This window comes from Mesorhizobium sp. M0664 (assembly GCF_040320565.1).
In the GTDB taxonomy this organism is placed as follows: domain Bacteria; phylum Pseudomonadota; class Alphaproteobacteria; order Rhizobiales; family Rhizobiaceae; genus Mesorhizobium.
Genome location: NZ_JAMYPW010000076.1, coordinates 1 through 16,562 on the forward strand (window position 1 = coordinate 1; position 16,562 = coordinate 16,562).

Consider the following 16,562-nt stretch of genomic DNA (forward strand, 5'->3'; position numbering starts at 1 on the left):
CGCACCCCTGTTGGAGCGCCAAAGATGGCCGATCATCGTTAACCGAGGATTAATCTGCCAAAGTAGTGCTAGGACGTAGACTCATTACCGCGTAGCCAGATGCGGATTGCGACGAGTTTGAGCGCGGTAAGATAGTTCTCAGCCAGCTTGTCGTAGCGGGTTGCGATGCGGCGGAATTGCTTCGCTTTGTTGAAGAAGCGCTCAACTAAGTTGCGGGCCTTATACAAGAAGGGGCTGAAGCAGATCGGGTCCTTGCGGTTGGCCTTGGGCGGGATGTTGGCCCATGCCTTTCGCTCGCTGACCGCATTACGCAAGGCGTTGGCATCATAGCTCTTGTCGGCGAGCAGCATGGCACCCTCCGGCAAATCCGTGATCAGGTCCGCTGCCGAGGCAATATCACTCATCTGACCTGCCGTGACCATCAGTTTGATCGGCATGCCTTTGGCGTCGACAAGAGCATGGATTTTGGTTGTCAGCCCGCCTCGGGAACGACCGAGACAATGATCTCGATCCCCCTTTTTTGCCGTCGCGCCCTGCTGATGGACGCGAACAATAGAGGTGTCGATCATCTGCACCTTGCCGTCACGGCCTTTGGTGATAGCGTCCACGAGGCGGTCCCACACACCTGCTTTCCGCTATCGGACGAAGCGATTGTAACAGGTGGTGCGTGGACCGTACCGCTCTGGTAGATCCCGCCAAGGCGCACCGGATCGCAGCACCCAGAAGATGCCGTTTAGCACGCGCCGATCATCGACACGCGGCACACCTCGCGGCCTTTTGGGCAAAAGTGGCTCGATCACGTGCCATTCGAAGTCGGTCAGGTCATATCGGCTCATGCAGAGCCTGGAATCAGATTCCGCTGCAATAGGAAAGCCGCCAGTCGACAATCGACCTCTTAGCGGACGTATTTGATCAATTCACAGGTGGCCATTTTGGGAGTGCCGCAGCCACGAAGTCTTCACCTCGGAATTGCAGTGCCAATGGTGTTCAGCGACCAGCACCGCAAGTCCGGATGTTCCGCAGGGTTCGTTAGTTGCGGCCGTTCTCGTCGATGGCGAGGGAACTCGACAGCTCGCGATAGGCATCGATCTGCTGCTGCAGAATGGCAATCTTCTGCTCTGCCGTGGCAATGGCGTCGGCACCGGCAAGGAAACGGTGGGGCAGCACGTCCTCAGCCGCGAGCGTGATCAGGGCGCGCGCAAGCTTGGCGGCGTCACCCCCTTGCTTGCCGTTCTGAGAACGCCAGAAGGCGATCTGCGCCGTCCGTCGCTCATGGTAGTCCTCGACGGAAGGCGCGGCATAGTTGGTCGACTCTTCCGTGAGAAGCTCGGTGCGGAAGAAGCCCGGGTTCACGATCATCGTCTCGATGCCGAACGGCACGACTTCGGTCTGCAGCGCCTCCATCCAGCCGTCGAGGCCGAACTTCGAGGCTGAATAGGCCGTGCAGAACTCGAAGCCCATCAGCCCGGCCGTCGAGGAGATCGAGATGACCCTGCCGGACCGCTGCTTGCGCATCGCTGGCAGAAAGGCCCGCGTCACGTTCATGGGACCGACGAGGCTGGTGCTGAGCTGCAGTTGCATCTGTTCGGCGGTCAGCTCTTCGAAGTACCCGGCAAAGAAGCTCGCCGCATTGTTGACCAGCACGTCGATGCGGCCAAACCGGTCAAGCGTAGCCTGGGCAGCGGCTTCGGCGTCGGCCGCGCTCGTCACGTCCAGCTTGACGACAAGGAGGTTCTCGGACTTTCCCACGGCCCTTGCGACCTTTTCCGTGTTGCGGCCGGTTGCCACCACCTTGTGGCCCGCCGCCAACGCGGCCTTGGCGATATCCAGACCGAGGCCCCGGCCTGCGCCGGTGATGAACCAAACACTCATATTGGGCTCCTGTTGTCTAGGCCGCAGCTCGGCCTCGAATTCGGACGGATGGCCAGCATGGGCTGACGTCCCATGCTGGTACCCATCCGCTAGCGGACTGCATCACTGCGGAAGGCCGGCGCCTTCGGTGATGATGCGAAATCCTTCGGTCGACTTGGTAAAAAACTGCCGGGCCGCCGTGTATCCCGGCGAGTTGTAGTAGCGCTTGGCGTCAGCAAGGCTCGGGAACTCGGCGATGGCGATCACCGATCTCGAGCTTCCTTCGATGGCAGTGACATTAGGATTGTAGACGATCACGCGGCCGCCATACTGGGTGACGAGCGGCGAGGCGGCTTCGATGTACTGCTGAAACACCGCCTGATCCTTGATGTCATAGCTGCCGATCATGTAGGCGCGGGGGACGGCGCCCGTCGCTTCCTGAGCAAAGGCGGCCGGGCTCACGATCATGGTGAGAGCGGTGAGCGCGCCCACGATTACCTTCTTCATTTTGTTCTCCTTCAGTGGGCCAGTTGGACGGTAGGCATTGCGCGGAGAGTTGCTCCGGTTGACCGTCTGGCCTTGATGTCAGGAAGTTAGCTCCTTTAGCGGCATGCAATTAGATGGTATAATTTGCATGAGCTTAGAAGGGGGATTGATGAATGCGTCGCGACAGCCTGGATGACTTCCTGACCTTCATCGCCGTCGCCCGCGAGCGCAGCTTCACCAAGGCGGCCGCCATGCTCGGCGTGTCGCAGTCGGCTCTGAGCTATTCGATCCGGACGATGGAAGAGCGCCTCGGCGTTAGGCTGCTGACCCGCACGACCCGCAGCGTCTCGCTAACCGAAGCGGGGGATCGCCTGTTTCGAAGCATCGCTCCCAAGTTAGATGAGATCGCAAGCGAGATTGCCGCCCTCAGCGCCCTGCGCGACAAGCCGGCCGGCACAGTCCGGATCACCACCGTGGAGCATGCCGGCGAGACCATCATCTGGCCCGCCATGGTCGGGCTCATGCGCGACTATCCCGACATCAGGGTCGAGATTATCCACGACTACGGCTTGGCAGACATTGCGGCCGATCGCTTCGATGCGGGTGTACGGCTTGGCGAACAGGTGGACAAGGACATGATCTCGGCGCGCGTTGGGCCAGACTTCCGCATGGCGGTTGTGGTAGCGCCTTCATACTTCGCAAGCCGCTCCCGTCCGGTCACGCCTGAAGACCTTGCCGATCATGCGTGCATACCCCTGCGACTGCCCACAGGCGGCTGTGCACCGTGGGAGTTTCGCAAGGAGGGGCGGGAGTTGAAGGTGCGCGTTCAAGGACACGCCGCGTTCAACACCCTCGCGATGATCTGTCAGGCCAGCCTTGAAGGATTCGGGCTCGCCTATCTGCCCGAGGATCTGGTGACCTACCCACTCGAACAGGGTCGCCTGGTGCGTGTTCTTGAGGACTGGTGCCCCCTTCGGCCGGGATATCACCTGTATTATCCAAGCCGGCGCCAACACTCGCCGGCTTTCGCACTCGTGCTGGAAACGCTGCGCTACCGCGACTGAGTGCGGTTGAAATAAGGGTCGTCAGACCTCGACGACCATGGCACCTATCCAAGCCGCCCAGTACAGGAAGTCCGGAGCGTCCGTTTCCCACCGATCCCGGTCTCCCCAATTTATGAGTTCACGGCCTAGCGGGACGATGGCCATCAAGGAATTCATTTCGAACTTTAAGGTACGCCGGCATGTCCGAGGCGGCGACTACGCATTGATTGATTTTGACGAGATCGCCCATTTCCATTCCGGCTCCCTTCAGCAGACGCGAAATTTGGGTCCAAATTGTGTGTGCCTGTTGTTCACACGAGCCCTTCGGGCAGACCTGCCCGGAGATATGCAGCCACGCCGCCCCCGCAGGCGTCAATATTGCTTGGCTAAACGGGGTCGAGGGTTGGACAAAGTTGCTGGTTCGATTGAGGTTGATTTCATTTGTCTTCCTTCCACGCGGGTTAGTTTAAACTGCGATGAGTTCCTTGCAGGCGTTGAGCTGGGGCTTGAATAGGGTTATTTCAATATTCCTGCACCTGCAGCCTTGAGGAAAGCAGCCCGAGACGACTGGCTGATTCGCGGCTTATGGACGCCGAAATGCTGATCCGCGAGGCGCGCCTGAACCAACCTAGCGGAGCCACACTTTCAGAGACCGATCCAGGTAGAGAGACCGGATCGTCGCGACAGCCGTGGAATCATTTTCGTGCCCACAGCCACTTGCTCTTCGAAACATCCAAGAGAATTTCCCGTGCAGCGTTGTGCCCTGGGATACCGCTGACACAGCCGCCTGGATGGCAAGAGGAACCACACTGGTAGAGCCCGTGGAGCGGCGTGCGATAGTCAGAATAATGGGGGACAGGCCGTTTGAAAAATTGCTGATCTGGTGACATTTCACCGTGGAGTATGTGCCCCTGGGGGAGGTTGAGAATGCGTTCGATATCCGGAGGCAGCAGCACCTGCATATCGATGATGCTGCTAGAAAAACCAGGGGAGAAGTCGTCAAGTACATCCATCACGCTTTTGACGAAGCCTTCCCGCTCCGTGTCCCAACTCGCGTTCTTCAGCTCGTAAGGCGCGTGCCCGCCATAGAGGTTGATGACATGTTTGCCGGCGGGCGCCATGGTGCTATCGATAAGAGATGGGATCCCAACGGACATCCAAGGTTTGGATGAATACCAGCCATATTTCGCGTCGTCATAAGCGCGTTCGAGATAATCGATGTCAGGACCGATGTGAGCAAACGTCACCTCCTCAATGCCACTCTTGGCTCTATTGAAGCCCACAAAGCGCGGCGCAGTATCGCAGGCAACATTGATCTTCCACGCCGTGGAAAAAGTCTTAAATCGCCGAATCTCATCAAGGAATCCGGAGGGAAGGTCGCGCTCATCCACGAGATCGTCAAACAGCACCTTGCAGTGAGCATTGCTGACGATGATTGGTGCGGAATATTCCAACCCGTCAGCTGTCACCACACCGGTAACCCGTCCATTGTGTGTCTCTACGCTTGTAACTTCGCTGTCCAGCCTGATTTCTAGGCCGAACTTTCGGCCTGAGGCCGCGAGTGCTTGAGTGACCGCTCCCATGCCGCCGACGGCATGCCCACGCGGTGAAGGTCCTACATTCGCCATCCCTACATCTGCCATGGTGAAAAGGTAATAAAGGGTTGCCCAAGCAGACCCGGGCGATTTGGGCCCGATCATGTTGCCAACACCAGCCCAATAGGAAAAGTGTGCTCGAACCACGGTGCTTTCGAACCATTGCGACAGGAAATCGTCGGCGCTTTGCGTGAAGAGGTCAGCCATTTTGTAGATTCGGTCGCCAATCTTTCGATACTTCCATAAAAATGAAAAATTTTCCTTGAAAGATCTCCAGTCCCTTTTAGACGGATCAATTGGAGTTTCCAGCAACAATTGATGGAAGATAGGTCCGAGATCTGCGAGATACGCCAGAAAGTCAGGGTATCGCGCAGCATCCTTCGGCGAAAACCGTGCAATATGACGCTGGGTCGTGGCTACGTCGCCGCTATAAACGAAAAACTCTTTGGCCGAAATCGGCACAAAAAGGTCGTTGTGCTTAACAGCCTTCAGCCCATATTTTTCAAGTTCAAGCTCTTTGTTTACTTTAGGGTGCAGGTGACCAAGTCCATATGAAAAAACTGAGTACTTAAATCCTGGTAAAATTTCCTCGGTAACTGCGGCGCCGCCAACAATCGGACGTCGCTCCAATACCAGCGTCTTAAGTCCAGCCCTGGCAAGATAGCCGCCGCATACGAGCCCATTGTGCCCCCCGCCAATGATTATCGCGTCGTACTGGCCGCGATTTGAGGACTTCATAGCGGTGGTACGTGACACTGAGGCTTCCATTAAATTGAACTTCCCCTAAGCGATTTGGGATAGACTGTACTCTGAACTTTTGTGTGTAGGAGGGCCCAGGATGTTGTTCCCGTTTCTGGGAGCCCTGTTGACCGTGAGCGTCAAGCACTAACTTCAGGTTGGTGGAATGATATTCCAGATAGGACGGTATGTCCACAGTCATCCCGGCACCCTTTTTTGTAAAGGGCTTTAACCTTGACATAGCCAAATCCAGCAAATAGAATACGGTTCCATACAGAATGGCATTCGTATTTTGCAGCGGCTAGCTTGAGGAATGAAAATGAGGACAAAGTGGGCAGGCGTTTTTCCAGCGGTCACCACCAAACTGGAGGAAAATGGTGAGGTTGATCTGCGTGCAACGCAGGGCAGCATTGAGCGGCTTATTCAGAGTAGTGTTTCCGGTATCATTGTTCTCCCGATGTTGGGGGAAAACGCCTCTCTGAAGCTGTCTGAGAAAGAGAAAGTCATTCGAGCTGCAAAGGAAGTTGTCGGCGGGCGCGTTCCGCTTCTTTCGGGTCTAGCGGAGGTGTCAACCGAGGCTGCGATCGAGGCGGCGCGCAAGTTCCAGAGCTTTGGGGCGGAAGGTTTGATGGCTTTCCCCAGCATTGCGTACAAGTCTGATTCTCGCGAGACTTCCGAATGGTATCGGACGCTCGCTGGCGGCTGCGACCTCCCAATCATGATCTACAACAATCCGATCGCCTATGGCGTCGACGTGACGCCAGCAATCTTGCGTACTTTGGAGGATGTGGATCAGATCGTCTGCATCAAGGAAGAATCCGGCGACATCCGCCGCGTCACCGATCTCTACAACGAACTCGGAGATCGATTCTCCGTATTCTGTGGGGTCGACGATTTGATTCTGGAAAGCCTCGCCTTGGGCGTGACGGGTTGGGTGTCAGGAATGACGAACGCCTGGCCTGAAGAATGCGTCCGCATCTTCGAACTGGGTCGAGCCGGGAAGTTCGCGGAGGCGCTGGACTTGTATCGAGTCATGACGCCGGCCTTTCATTTGGATACCAGTGTAAAGCTTGTCCAATATATTAAGCTCGCTGAGCATCTAGTCTATGGGGCGCCCGAATGGACGCGTGCGCCGCGTTTGCCGCTGGTCGGCGAGGAGCGCAAAAGGGTCGTTTCCGTGATCAACAACACCATCGCCTCCCTGAGAAGCCGCAGTTCGAAGGCTGCTTAGAGAGAGTAGAAGAGGAGGCCAATGATGAACATCCCCGGCAAATCGAATGGTGACGGCGACGTGCATCCACTAAGCGGTCTTCGCGTCCTTGCATTTACTCATTACGCAGCTGGGCCAATTGCGGCGCAATATCTTGGTTCGCTTGGCGCGGACGTCATCAAGATCGAAGCTCCGGCGGGCGATTATCAGCGTAGCGGGATCAAGGAGCCGACGGCGGCCGCTGATGCGCCTAGCCCCTATTTCCTCGGCATGAACCGCAACCAGCGTTCCTTGTCCATCGACCTGAAAAAGTCGGAGGCCCAAAGAATTATCCGCGACATGATTTCCCAGGCGGACGTCATTCTTGAGAATTTCCGCCCTGGAGTCTTGGAGCGCATGGGGCTGGGTAGTGCTGCCCTTCTCGAAATGCACCCTCGACTGATCTATTGCTCCATTGCGGCTTACGACCCGGCCGGCCCAAGCCGGAACAAGCCAGGGCAGGATCTGATTATTCAGGCCCTGTCGGGCATCGCCAGCCTTGGCGGATCAACCGATGGTCCGCCTGTAGCCGCCGGTGCCTACATCGTGGACACATATACGGCATCACAGGCAGTCATCGGCATTCAGGCGGCTTTGCGCCAGCGCGATCAGACAGGGCGTGGCCAATGGGTACGCGTGGATATGATGTCATGCGCGCTACACTTGCTGTCTTCGGAGTCGAGTTATGCGTTGAACGCAAAACAACAGGCCGGCAGAGGCCGAAATGGCATTAGCCACAGCCACCAACCAGCGCCCTACGGCATCTATTCGACCCGCGATGGAGCGATCGCTCTGGTGGCGCACCCCGTAGCCCTTCCCGACGTTGCCGCTGCGCTGGATCTGACCGACCGGATCGTACCGCTGCTGGAGGGCAAGGGTGCTTGGACGAAGCGCGACGAGATTGCCGCGATCCTGTCAGACCGGCTGCGTCAGTTGACCAGCGATGATGCGCTTTTCCGTCTTGCGCCCACGGGTATCCTGCTGGCCCCGGTGCGCAGCGTCGATCAAGCGCTGGCCGATCCGGATGTGGCCAGCGAATTAGTCCGCGAGGTTGAGCACAGCTACGGCGGCCGCTATCGCGTCGCGCTGGAGCCGCTGAAGCTTTCAGGCTCTCCACTGGTTTTCGATCGTCCTGCCCCTGATTTAGGCGAGCATTCTATCGAGGTTCTGCGAGAGTCTGGCATCGACCCAGATCATATTGAAGCGTTGATTGCCAGCGGAGCGGTTCGCGTCTCTGGGCACCCAGTAGGTCAGGAATAGCGATGCAGATCGATACCACGCAACAGCAGGACGTCACTCCGGTGCTGGTCCTGCATGATAGCGACAATGTCGCAATCGCGCGGCGAATGATAACGCAGGGTACGGCATTGGGTGAATCGATTGCCGCCAAGAGCGCGATTCCGGCAGGACACAAGGTTTCTGTAAGATCCATCAAGTCCGGCGAACCGATTCTGCGCTACGGTCAGATAATTGGGTTTGCTACAAAAGACATAGAGCCTGGCTTCCATGTTCATCTGCAGAACATGGCGCTCGGCGAATTCGACAAGGACTATGCTTTCGGAGCGGCGGCTCGCCAGACAGACTATGTTGAACACCCAGCGACGTTTTCGGGTATCCGCCGCTCCGATGGCCGGGCTGCAACGCGAAACTACGTCGGAATTCTCAGCAGTGTGAACTGTAGCAGTCACGTTGCCAACGTAGTGGCGGAGGTGTTCAAGAGAAATCCCTTTACCGGTGCCGACCCGTTGGCTGAATTTCCGAACGTGGATGGTGTGGTCGCGCTGACCCACAAGACTGGTTGCGGCATGACGGGCGGCGAGCCGCTGAATGTCCTGCGCCGCACGCTCGGTGGCTACGCGCGACACGTAAATTTCAGCCATGTAATAGTTCTGGGATTGGGCTGCGAGGTCAACCAGATCGGCGGTCTGCTTGAGGACCAACGTCTGGCAGCGCGAGTGCGCAGCATGGATATTCAGACAATGGGCGGCGCGAGAAAAACCGTGGCAGCCGCGGTTGAATTCGTGCGCGATGTACTCAAGGAATCGAGCCAGGTTACCCGGCAACCGATTGCTGCAGGCGAACTGATCGTTGGGCTGCAGTGCGGGGGTTCGGACGGCCTCTCCGGAGTCACAGCCAATCCAGCCCTGGGAGCCGCGAGCGATATTCTCGTGCGACAGCGCGGCACGGTGATCCTGTCCGAAACCCCTGAAACCTATGGCGCCGAGCATCTGCTTACGCGACGCGCCGTTTCGCGCGAGGTGGGCGAAAAGCTGATCGCCCTAATGGATTGGTGGGGTGCCTACTTCAAGCGGGAAGGAGCTGTCATGAACGACAATCGTTCCCCGGGGAATATGGCTGGTGGGATAAGCACCATCGTAGAGAAGTCGCTCGGAGCGATGGCCAAAGGCGGCACAACAAACCTGGTCGATGTCGTCAAATACGGCGAGACCGTTAAGGGCCCTGGCTTGGTTTTCATGGATACTCCCGGATACGACCCTGTCTCGGCGACCGGTCAGGTTGCCGGAGGTGCGAATCTCATCTGCTTCACCACGGGACGAGGCAGTGTGTTTGGCTGCAAGCCGGCGCCCTCCATCAAACTGGCATCCAACACGGCCATGTACCAGCGCATGAAAGACGATATGGACGTCAATTGCGGCGAGATCCTCAGTGGGGGCGAGACTATTGAAGAATGCGGTAAACGGATTTTCGATCTGATTCTGCGCGTCGCCTCAGGGGAACGCACCAAAAGCGAAGAGTTTGACTTCGGTGCGGACGAATTTGCACCCTGGGTCCTTGGTGCAACAGTCTAGTTCTCGAGAAGGCGATATACATGAAAGTCGTTTACTCGGAAGGCCATCGTAGCCACGATCCGCAAACTTTCATTCATCGCGGCAGGCTGGCCCAAAGCCCCGAGCGGCCCGAGCGCGCCGATATGTTGCTCTCGTCGGCTCTCGCTGCCGGGCACGAGGCGTTGGAAGCGAAACCAACGGACGCGTCCATACTGAAGCGGGTGCACACAGCGCGGTATCTCGACTTTCTCGAGAATGGGATTAATGAATGGCTCGCGCTGCCCCATGCCGGCCCGGAAATTGTACCTAACACGCACCCCAACCGTTTTGCGTCGCACTACGCCAGCCATATTGTCGCACGCGCCGGATTCCACCAAGCTGACACTGCCTGCCCCGTGGGTCGAGGAACGTGGGCGGCGGCTCGATCCAGTGTCGACATCGCCCTCAACGTCGGTGATTTGATCTCACGCGGCCAGAGCCGCGTATATGGGCTTTGCCGCCCGCCTGGGCATCACGCATGCACGGAGATGGCTTGGGGATTTTGCTACCTTAACAATGTGGCGACCCTCGCCGAGTCGCTACGGATGAAGGGAGCCGAGCGTATCGCAATTCTGGATATCGATATCCACCATGGGAACGGCACGCAGCAAATTTTCTACGAGCGCCCTGACGTTCTGACGATATCCGTGCATGCCGATCCCGACGGTTTTCCGGTGTTCTTTAGCGGCTATGCAAGTGAGATTGGCGCTGGGGCCGGGGAAGGCTTCAATGTTAATTTTCCGCTGAAACATGGCACCGATGACGCGGCCTTTATAGATGCAATTGCGGCGGGCATGCAAAAGATAGGAGATTTTGAACCGGATGTCCTGCTGATTTCGCTTGGGCTCGATGCCTACCGCGGCGACCCCCTCAGTGTGTTCGACGTCACTACCGACGGTTTTCGCCAGGCGGCTGAGACCATTGGGGCACTCAGCAAGCCGATCGCCATCCTGCAAGAGGGTGGATATCCTTGCCCGGAACTCGGCGAGAATCTTGTCGCGTTCCTTGGCGCCATGGATGGATAACCCTGCATGCACAGCCTGAGCCTCTTAGGAAAATCAGCAGTCGTTACCGGCGGCCAAGGGGTGCTTGGGCAGGCTATTGCCGCGCGCCTCAAAAGTGAGGGCGCGAAGGTTGCTGTTTGGGACCAAACGACCGCGCCCTGGGCGGATTTGTCCGTTACCTTTGATGTGACAGATGACCACGCGGTGCAATGCGCCGTCAGAACGACAATCGATGTGCTTGGAAGCGTGGACATTTTGGTCAACAACGCGGGAACTCAGGGGCCGTTCGTCGATGCTGTGGAGTTGGACGTCGCTACTTGGCGCAAGATCATAGATATTAACTTGACGGGCGTGTTTCTTTGCAGCCAGGCAGTTGCGCCGCATATGATCGCTGCCGGGAACGGTAGGATCATCAACATAGCGTCACTCCGTGGCAAGGAAGCCCCCGTCAAGACGAGTGCGTATAATGCGTCGAAGGCCGGAGTAATCGCGCTAACCAAGACCATGGGTCGGGAGCTGGCAACTACGGGGGTATTGGTAAATTGCGTCACGCCTACAGTCATCGATGGTGGCATGTCTGATACGGCGTCCGCGGACGAGCTCGAGGCATTGCGAAAGCTCATACCGATGAACAGGATCTGCCGGCCAGACGAAGTCGCCTCCATGGTTGCGTGGCTGGCATCTGACGCCTGCAGCTTCTCGACAGGGGCAGTGTTCGATATCTCCGGCGGACGAGCGAGCTACTGATGAAACTGCAAACGAAACGTCTGCTGATGCGGGAATGGAAGGATGAAGACGTCGCCCCATTCATTCGAATGAATGACGATCCGAGAGTCGTGCGGTATGTCGAGAAACTTGCCGATCGGACCGCGACTGAGGGGTGGATTGACGCTCAACGTGATCATTTCGAAAAACATGGATATGGCCTTTGGGTGCTTGAGGCTTTGGGGAATACCGGGCTTATCGGCTACTGCGGCCTTGTTAACGTCCCCTACCAAACGCACTTCACGCCAGCTGTCGAGATCGCCTGGCGGCTGGATCCAGCCCATTGGGGGCTTGGTTATGCAACTGAGGCAGCATCCGCTGCACTTTCGTTTGGTTTCGAGCGTCTTGGATTAAGCGAAGTTGTTGCCAATGCAGCTGTTGGCAATTCAGCTTCAAGACGCGTTATGGAGCGGCTTGGAATGAGCCATGACGCACAAGATGATTTTGACCTTCCAGGTAGAGCGGAAGGCCATCCCTTGCGACGTCAGGTGCTTTATCGCATCAAGGCTGGACAATGGCTTAGAAAATAATCGTATGAGGAGGCTGAGGAGTTCGAAGCTGAATGAAGTTTATCCGGCGTTAACGGCGCCGACCAGAAAATATATCTTGCGCGATGTTCTAAGATACACTTACGATAGGTGATTTAACCGGTGCAATATTGATTTCACAAGTCGGAGGATAGTTGTTTCATGAAGATCCTTGTGCCCGTGAAGCGGGTTGTGGATGCGAACGTCAAGGTCCGGGTGAAAGCGGACGGTTCGGCGGTGGAACTCGCCAACGTCAAGATGGCGATGAACCCGTTCGACGAGATCGCGGTGGAAGAGGCGATCCGGCTGAAGGAAGCTGGCAAGGCCGAAGAGATCATCGTGGTGTCGATCGGGCCGCAGCAGGCACAGGAGACCTTGCGCACCGCACTCGCCATGGGCGCCGACCGCGCCATCCTGGTCAAGACCGACGAGCAGACTGAGCCTCTGGGCGTCGCCAAGGTGCTGAAGGGCGTCGTCGAGGCAGAACAGCCCGGCCTTGTCATTCTCGGCAAGCAGGCGATCGACGACGATTCCAACCAAACCGGCCAGATGCTGGCCGCACTTCTCGGCTGGGCGCAGGGCACCTTCGCCTCCAAGATCGTGCTCGACGGTGACAAGGCCATGGTGACGCGCGAGGTCGATGGCGGCCTGCAGACGCTGGAACTGAAGATGCCGGCAATCGTCACGGCGGATTTGCGGCTGAACCAGCCACGCTACGCGTCGCTGCCCAACATTATGAAGGCCAAGAAGAAGCCGCTCGACGAGAAGAGCCCTGCCGACTACGGCGCCGACGTCAAGCCGCGGCTGAAGGTGATCAAAACCGAGGAGCCGGGCGGCCGCAAGGCGGGCGTCAAGGTCAAGACCGTCGCCGAACTGGTCGACAAGCTGAAGAACGAAGCCGGCGTGCTCTAAGGAATTCCGATGAGGCCGGCCGGCAAACGGCCGGTGTCTCCGCTTCCGGTGCCCACGTACTGAAGTACGCTCCGCTCCGGTTCTCGAAACCAACCGTTTTCGACTCGGCCTGACCGGATTTCAGGAGCCTCGAAGACGAAAGTCAGGAAAACATCATGGCTATTCTTCTGATTGCCGAACACGACAACGCTGCGCTTTCCGACCAGACCGCCAAGGCGCTTTCGGCGGCGCTGCAGATCGGTTCGGACGTGCATGTGCTGGTTGCCGGCAAGGGCGCCAAGCCGGCAGCGGATGCCGCCGCCAAGCTCCAGGGCGTCACCAAGGTGCTGCTCGCCGACGCCGACGAACTGACCGAGCGTCTCGCCGAACCGCTGGCGGCACTCGTCGTTTCGCTTGCTGAGCCATACGAGACGATCATCGCGCCGGCGACCTCGTCGGGCAAGAACGTCGCGCCCCGCGTGGCAGCGCTGCTCGATATCGCCCAGATATCTGAAATCATCGAAGTCGTGTCGCCCGACACCTTCAAGCGGCCGATCTATGCCGGCAACGCCATCCAGACGGTGCAGTCGAGTGACGCCAAGAAGGTCATCACCGTGCGTACCGCTTCCTTCCAGGCAGCGCCGGAGGGCGGTTCCGCGCCGGTCGAGACGGTCCAGGCGGCGGCCAATCCCGGCCTGTCCACCTTCGTCGAGAACAAGCTCTCGGAGACCGACCGTCCAGAGCTGACCTCGGCCAAGATCATCATCTCGGGCGGCCGTGCGCTGGGCTCCTCCGAGAAGTTCCAGGAGGTCATCCTGCCGGTCGCCGACAAGCTCGGTGCGGCGGTTGGCGCATCTCGCGCTGCGGTCGATGCCGGCTATGCGCCGAACGACTGGCAGGTCGGCCAGACCGGCAAGGTGGTAGCGCCCGATCTTTATATCGCCGTCGGCATCTCCGGTGCCATCCAGCACCTTGCTGGCATGAAGGATTCGAAGGTGATCGTTGCCATCAACAAGGACGAGGAAGCGCCGATCTTCCAGGTCGCCGATTACGGCCTCGTCGCCGACCTCTTTGAGGCCCTTCCTGAGTTCCAGAAGGCGCTCTGGGCCGCTCATGTGTGATAGTGTTGTCTCCTCCCAAGGAAGACCGGCCCGGCAGCGAGAGAAATCTCCTGCCGGGTTCTTTTTCGGGACGTATTGGACGGGGGGTCTGATTTTAGGCAAGAACCCGAGCAGGCAAAGGCTCGCACTTTTGGCAGAGTCATTGAAAGCGAATGCTGGTCCGCACCCACAGCGCGCTTTCGTGACCGCCCAATGCAAGTTGATCGCAGGTGTGCTGCGGAGTTGTGCGCCGGGCAGCTACACTCCAAGCTCACTTCTACTTGGAGGCGTGATGAGAAGATTCTCGTCGATTTTGGCGTTGCTGCGGGACGTGACCGGTGCGTTCTCCTAACCCAGTGCCAGCCACGCCTTGAGGAGATCGCAGGCGACCACACCTGCCCCACAAGCACCTGCAGCGTGCCTATTTCGTGCTGTTCTCCCGGACCGATTGCCAATGTTCAAGGTGGCGCACCGCGCCAACGTCAGCGCCCCGCACTCTGGCACCGTAGCAGCGCTTCGCCGAAGGGGATCGACGGCCTGCTCCCCGACAAGACCCGCAAGCTCGGCGCGGCCGATGGCCCTTGGCGGGTACCCGCATCGTGCCTTGAACCGCCCTATTCGTTCACCACTGGACCGGTTGGCTGAGGGCCAAGATCATTGGTTTGTCGCTGAGCTCGGTACAGCGTGTCTGGAGGGCCTACCGGCTGCAGCCCAATCCCATTCCGCATCGTTAAGAATTCCAAAGACTCCGCCTTCGATGCCGAAGGTGCATATCGTCGGCCCTACATCAACCCGTCGGCCCACGCCGTCGTCTCCCTCCGACGAGAAGAGCTAGATCCAGGCCTTCGACCGCACCCGGCCGGGGCTGCCGCTAAAGTCGAGCGAGCGCCCACGCACGAGTAGAAGCGGAACAGCACCACTACACTTTCGGCGTCTCGAGCCCTGCACGGCATCGTATGTCGTCAGCCGCTGTTGCCCAAGCACCCCCGCCAGGACTTCATCGGCAAGATCGTGCACGCCGTACCCGACCCGTTCGTCTGGGCAAAGCCCGCCAAACCTCCTACCTCCGACACATTCCTGTGCCTTCGGATGAGTTCTAACACGACCAGAGTTGACATCTGCCAGCTTACGAAATACTGTTCTGTTTAGAACTTCGTTCTCTTGTGGGACAAGACCCTGTGGTTGAAACCCTTCGATTCCCGAACTTGCTCGCTCCCATTACCGTAAGAAACGTCACCATCCGCAATAGGATCTTATCGTCCGGGCACGAGACGAGCCTGTCGGACGGGCGCTTCATTGGCGATCGCCTTGTCGCATATCACGAAGCTCGCGCCAAAGGCGGGGCTGGTCTCATCATCTGCGAGATAGGTCTGGTGGATGAGCGGGCCCGACCGATGGCAAACGTCCTTACCGCCGCATCGGACGAGTGCATCGCCGGCTACGCTAGCTTGGCGGATGCCGTTCACAAACACGGGTGCAAGCTCTTCGCTCAGATCTTCCATCCTGGACGAGATAGCTGGGGGTCCATCCATGGCGGCGCGCCATTCGCTTATGCCCCTTCTGCATCGCCCAACGAACGTTTTCACGTCATCCCGAGACCGATGACAAATCGCATGGTGAAGGAGGTCATTTCGCTTTACGGCGACGCTGCAGCCAGGCTTCAACGTGCGGGCGTAGATGGCGTGGAGATAGTGGCCAGCCATGGATTTCTTCCCGCGCAATTCCTGAACGAGCGCACAAATTGGAGGACTGATCAATTTGGAGGGAGTTTTTCCAACAGACTTCGATTTGTAAGAGAGGTCGCTCTCGACATTCGCCGGAAAGCTGGCGAGAATCTTGTAGTCGGAATGAGAATATCCGGCGATGAGCAAGCAGACGACGGTCTTCAGCCAGAAGACGTAGTAACAATTTGTGCTGCCTTAGACGAGGAGAAGCTGCTCGACTACTACCACATTGTTATGGGTACAATGAGTCAGCTGCGAGGTTCACAATCGGTTGTGCCTCCAATGGATACCAGCCTCGCGCAGCCGGCAGAGGTCGCTGCCTCGATCAAGGTGCGCGTGTCGCAGCCGGTTTTGGCAGCCGGGCGGATCAATCACGCCGCACTGGCGGAAGAGTTGATCGCTGCAGGCCGCGTGGACATGTGCGCCATGACGCGATCACTGATTTCCGACCCAGAGTTTCCCAGCAAAGTGGTAGCTGATCGGCTAGAGGAAATCCGGCTTTGCATCGGCTGCAATCAAGGATGTATTGGTAGAATTCAGGTTCGGCAAACTGTAACTTGTATACAATTTCCGGAGTCTGGCCGAGAGCTGGAATATGGTGTGAGGAAACCGGCGACGGTGATAAAAAACATCGCAGTCGTGGGAGGCGGCCCTGCCGGTCTGAAGGCCGCTGCCGTCGCGGCCGCTCGCGGCCACAAAGTCACGCTTTTCGAGAAATCACCGAAGATCGGCGGGCAGGCGCTGCTTGCACAGCGCCTGCC

The 16,562-nt window shown here is 58.1% G+C and carries 14 protein-coding genes and 1 pseudogene; 10 read left to right on the plus strand and 5 right to left on the minus strand.

The genetic code is table 11. The annotated features are described in order from the left end of the window. Window positions 1–68: 68 nt before the first annotated feature. The 3 genes and pseudogenes from NKI39_RS32980 to NKI39_RS32990 form a co-directional block, all read right to left on the minus strand. Window positions 69–836, minus strand: a pseudogene (locus NKI39_RS32980) (IS5 family transposase). 193 nt (window positions 837–1,029) lie between these two features. Beyond that, window positions 1,030–1,872, minus strand: a complete 843-nt coding sequence (locus tag NKI39_RS32985) for an SDR family oxidoreductase (protein ID WP_352715716.1) — start codon at window positions 1,870–1,872, stop codon at window positions 1,030–1,032. 102 nt (window positions 1,873–1,974) lie between these two features. Next, window positions 1,975–2,358: a DUF1330 domain-containing protein gene (locus tag NKI39_RS32990; protein WP_352484075.1), complete on the minus strand. Its 384-nt coding sequence runs from the start codon at window positions 2,356–2,358 to the stop codon at window positions 1,975–1,977. Window positions 2,359–2,510: 152 nt separating this feature from the next. On the opposite strand from NKI39_RS32990, the gene NKI39_RS32995 reads away from it, so the two are divergent. Then, window positions 2,511–3,401: a LysR family transcriptional regulator gene (locus NKI39_RS32995; RefSeq protein ID WP_352484076.1), complete on the plus strand. Its 891-nt coding sequence runs from the start codon at window positions 2,511–2,513 to the stop codon at window positions 3,399–3,401. A 118-nt stretch (window positions 3,402–3,519) separates the two neighbouring features. Here NKI39_RS32995 and NKI39_RS33000 read toward each other — a convergent pair whose 3' ends face one another. Continuing rightward, a complete protein-coding gene (locus NKI39_RS33000; RefSeq protein ID WP_352837179.1) occupies window positions 3,520–3,816 on the minus strand; it encodes a RidA family protein in 297 nt (98 codons plus the stop codon). A 259-nt stretch (window positions 3,817–4,075) separates the two neighbouring features. Further along, window positions 4,076–5,731 (minus strand): phytoene desaturase family protein, encoded by a 1,656-nt coding sequence (locus NKI39_RS33005; protein WP_352837155.1) that lies wholly within the window; start codon window positions 5,729–5,731, stop codon window positions 4,076–4,078. A 301-nt stretch (window positions 5,732–6,032) separates the two neighbouring features. Here NKI39_RS33005 and NKI39_RS33010 point away from each other — a divergent pair, with 301 nt between their 5' ends. The 9 genes from NKI39_RS33010 to NKI39_RS33050 form a co-directional block, all read left to right on the plus strand. After that, window positions 6,033–6,944 carry a dihydrodipicolinate synthase family protein gene (locus tag NKI39_RS33010; RefSeq protein ID WP_352837158.1) on the plus strand — a complete coding sequence of 304 codons (912 nt, stop codon included), beginning with the start codon at window positions 6,033–6,035 and terminating at the stop codon, window positions 6,942–6,944. Between the two features lie 24 nt (window positions 6,945–6,968). Then, window positions 6,969–8,222, plus strand: a complete 1,254-nt coding sequence (locus tag NKI39_RS33015; protein WP_352837160.1) for a CaiB/BaiF CoA transferase family protein — start codon at window positions 6,969–6,971, stop codon at window positions 8,220–8,222. Window positions 8,223–8,224: 2 nt separating this feature from the next. Next, window positions 8,225–9,772, plus strand: coding sequence for a UxaA family hydrolase (locus NKI39_RS33020; protein WP_352837163.1), 1,548 nt, complete (start codon window positions 8,225–8,227; stop codon window positions 9,770–9,772). 20 nt (window positions 9,773–9,792) lie between these two features. Then, window positions 9,793–10,815: a histone deacetylase family protein gene (locus NKI39_RS33025; RefSeq protein WP_352837166.1), complete on the plus strand. Its 1,023-nt coding sequence runs from the start codon at window positions 9,793–9,795 to the stop codon at window positions 10,813–10,815. Between the two features lie 6 nt (window positions 10,816–10,821). Further along, window positions 10,822–11,541, plus strand: a complete 720-nt coding sequence (locus NKI39_RS33030) for an SDR family NAD(P)-dependent oxidoreductase (RefSeq protein ID WP_352837168.1) — start codon at window positions 10,822–10,824, stop codon at window positions 11,539–11,541. Continuing rightward, window positions 11,541–12,089, plus strand: coding sequence for a GNAT family N-acetyltransferase (locus NKI39_RS33035; protein ID WP_352837170.1), 549 nt, complete (start codon window positions 11,541–11,543; stop codon window positions 12,087–12,089). The genes NKI39_RS33030 and NKI39_RS33035 overlap by 1 nt, the downstream gene beginning before the upstream one ends. Window positions 12,090–12,248: 159 nt before the next feature. Next, a complete protein-coding gene (locus NKI39_RS33040; protein ID WP_254816673.1) occupies window positions 12,249–12,998 on the plus strand; it encodes an electron transfer flavoprotein subunit beta/FixA family protein in 750 nt (249 codons plus the stop codon). A gap of 155 nt (window positions 12,999–13,153) precedes the next feature. After that, window positions 13,154–14,098, plus strand: coding sequence for an electron transfer flavoprotein subunit alpha/FixB family protein (locus NKI39_RS33045; protein ID WP_352837173.1), 945 nt, complete (start codon window positions 13,154–13,156; stop codon window positions 14,096–14,098). A gap of 1,157 nt (window positions 14,099–15,255) precedes the next feature. Then, window positions 15,256–16,562, plus strand: a 1,307-nt coding sequence (locus NKI39_RS33050) for an oxidoreductase (RefSeq protein ID WP_352837176.1), incomplete at its 3' end; no start/stop codon positions are given.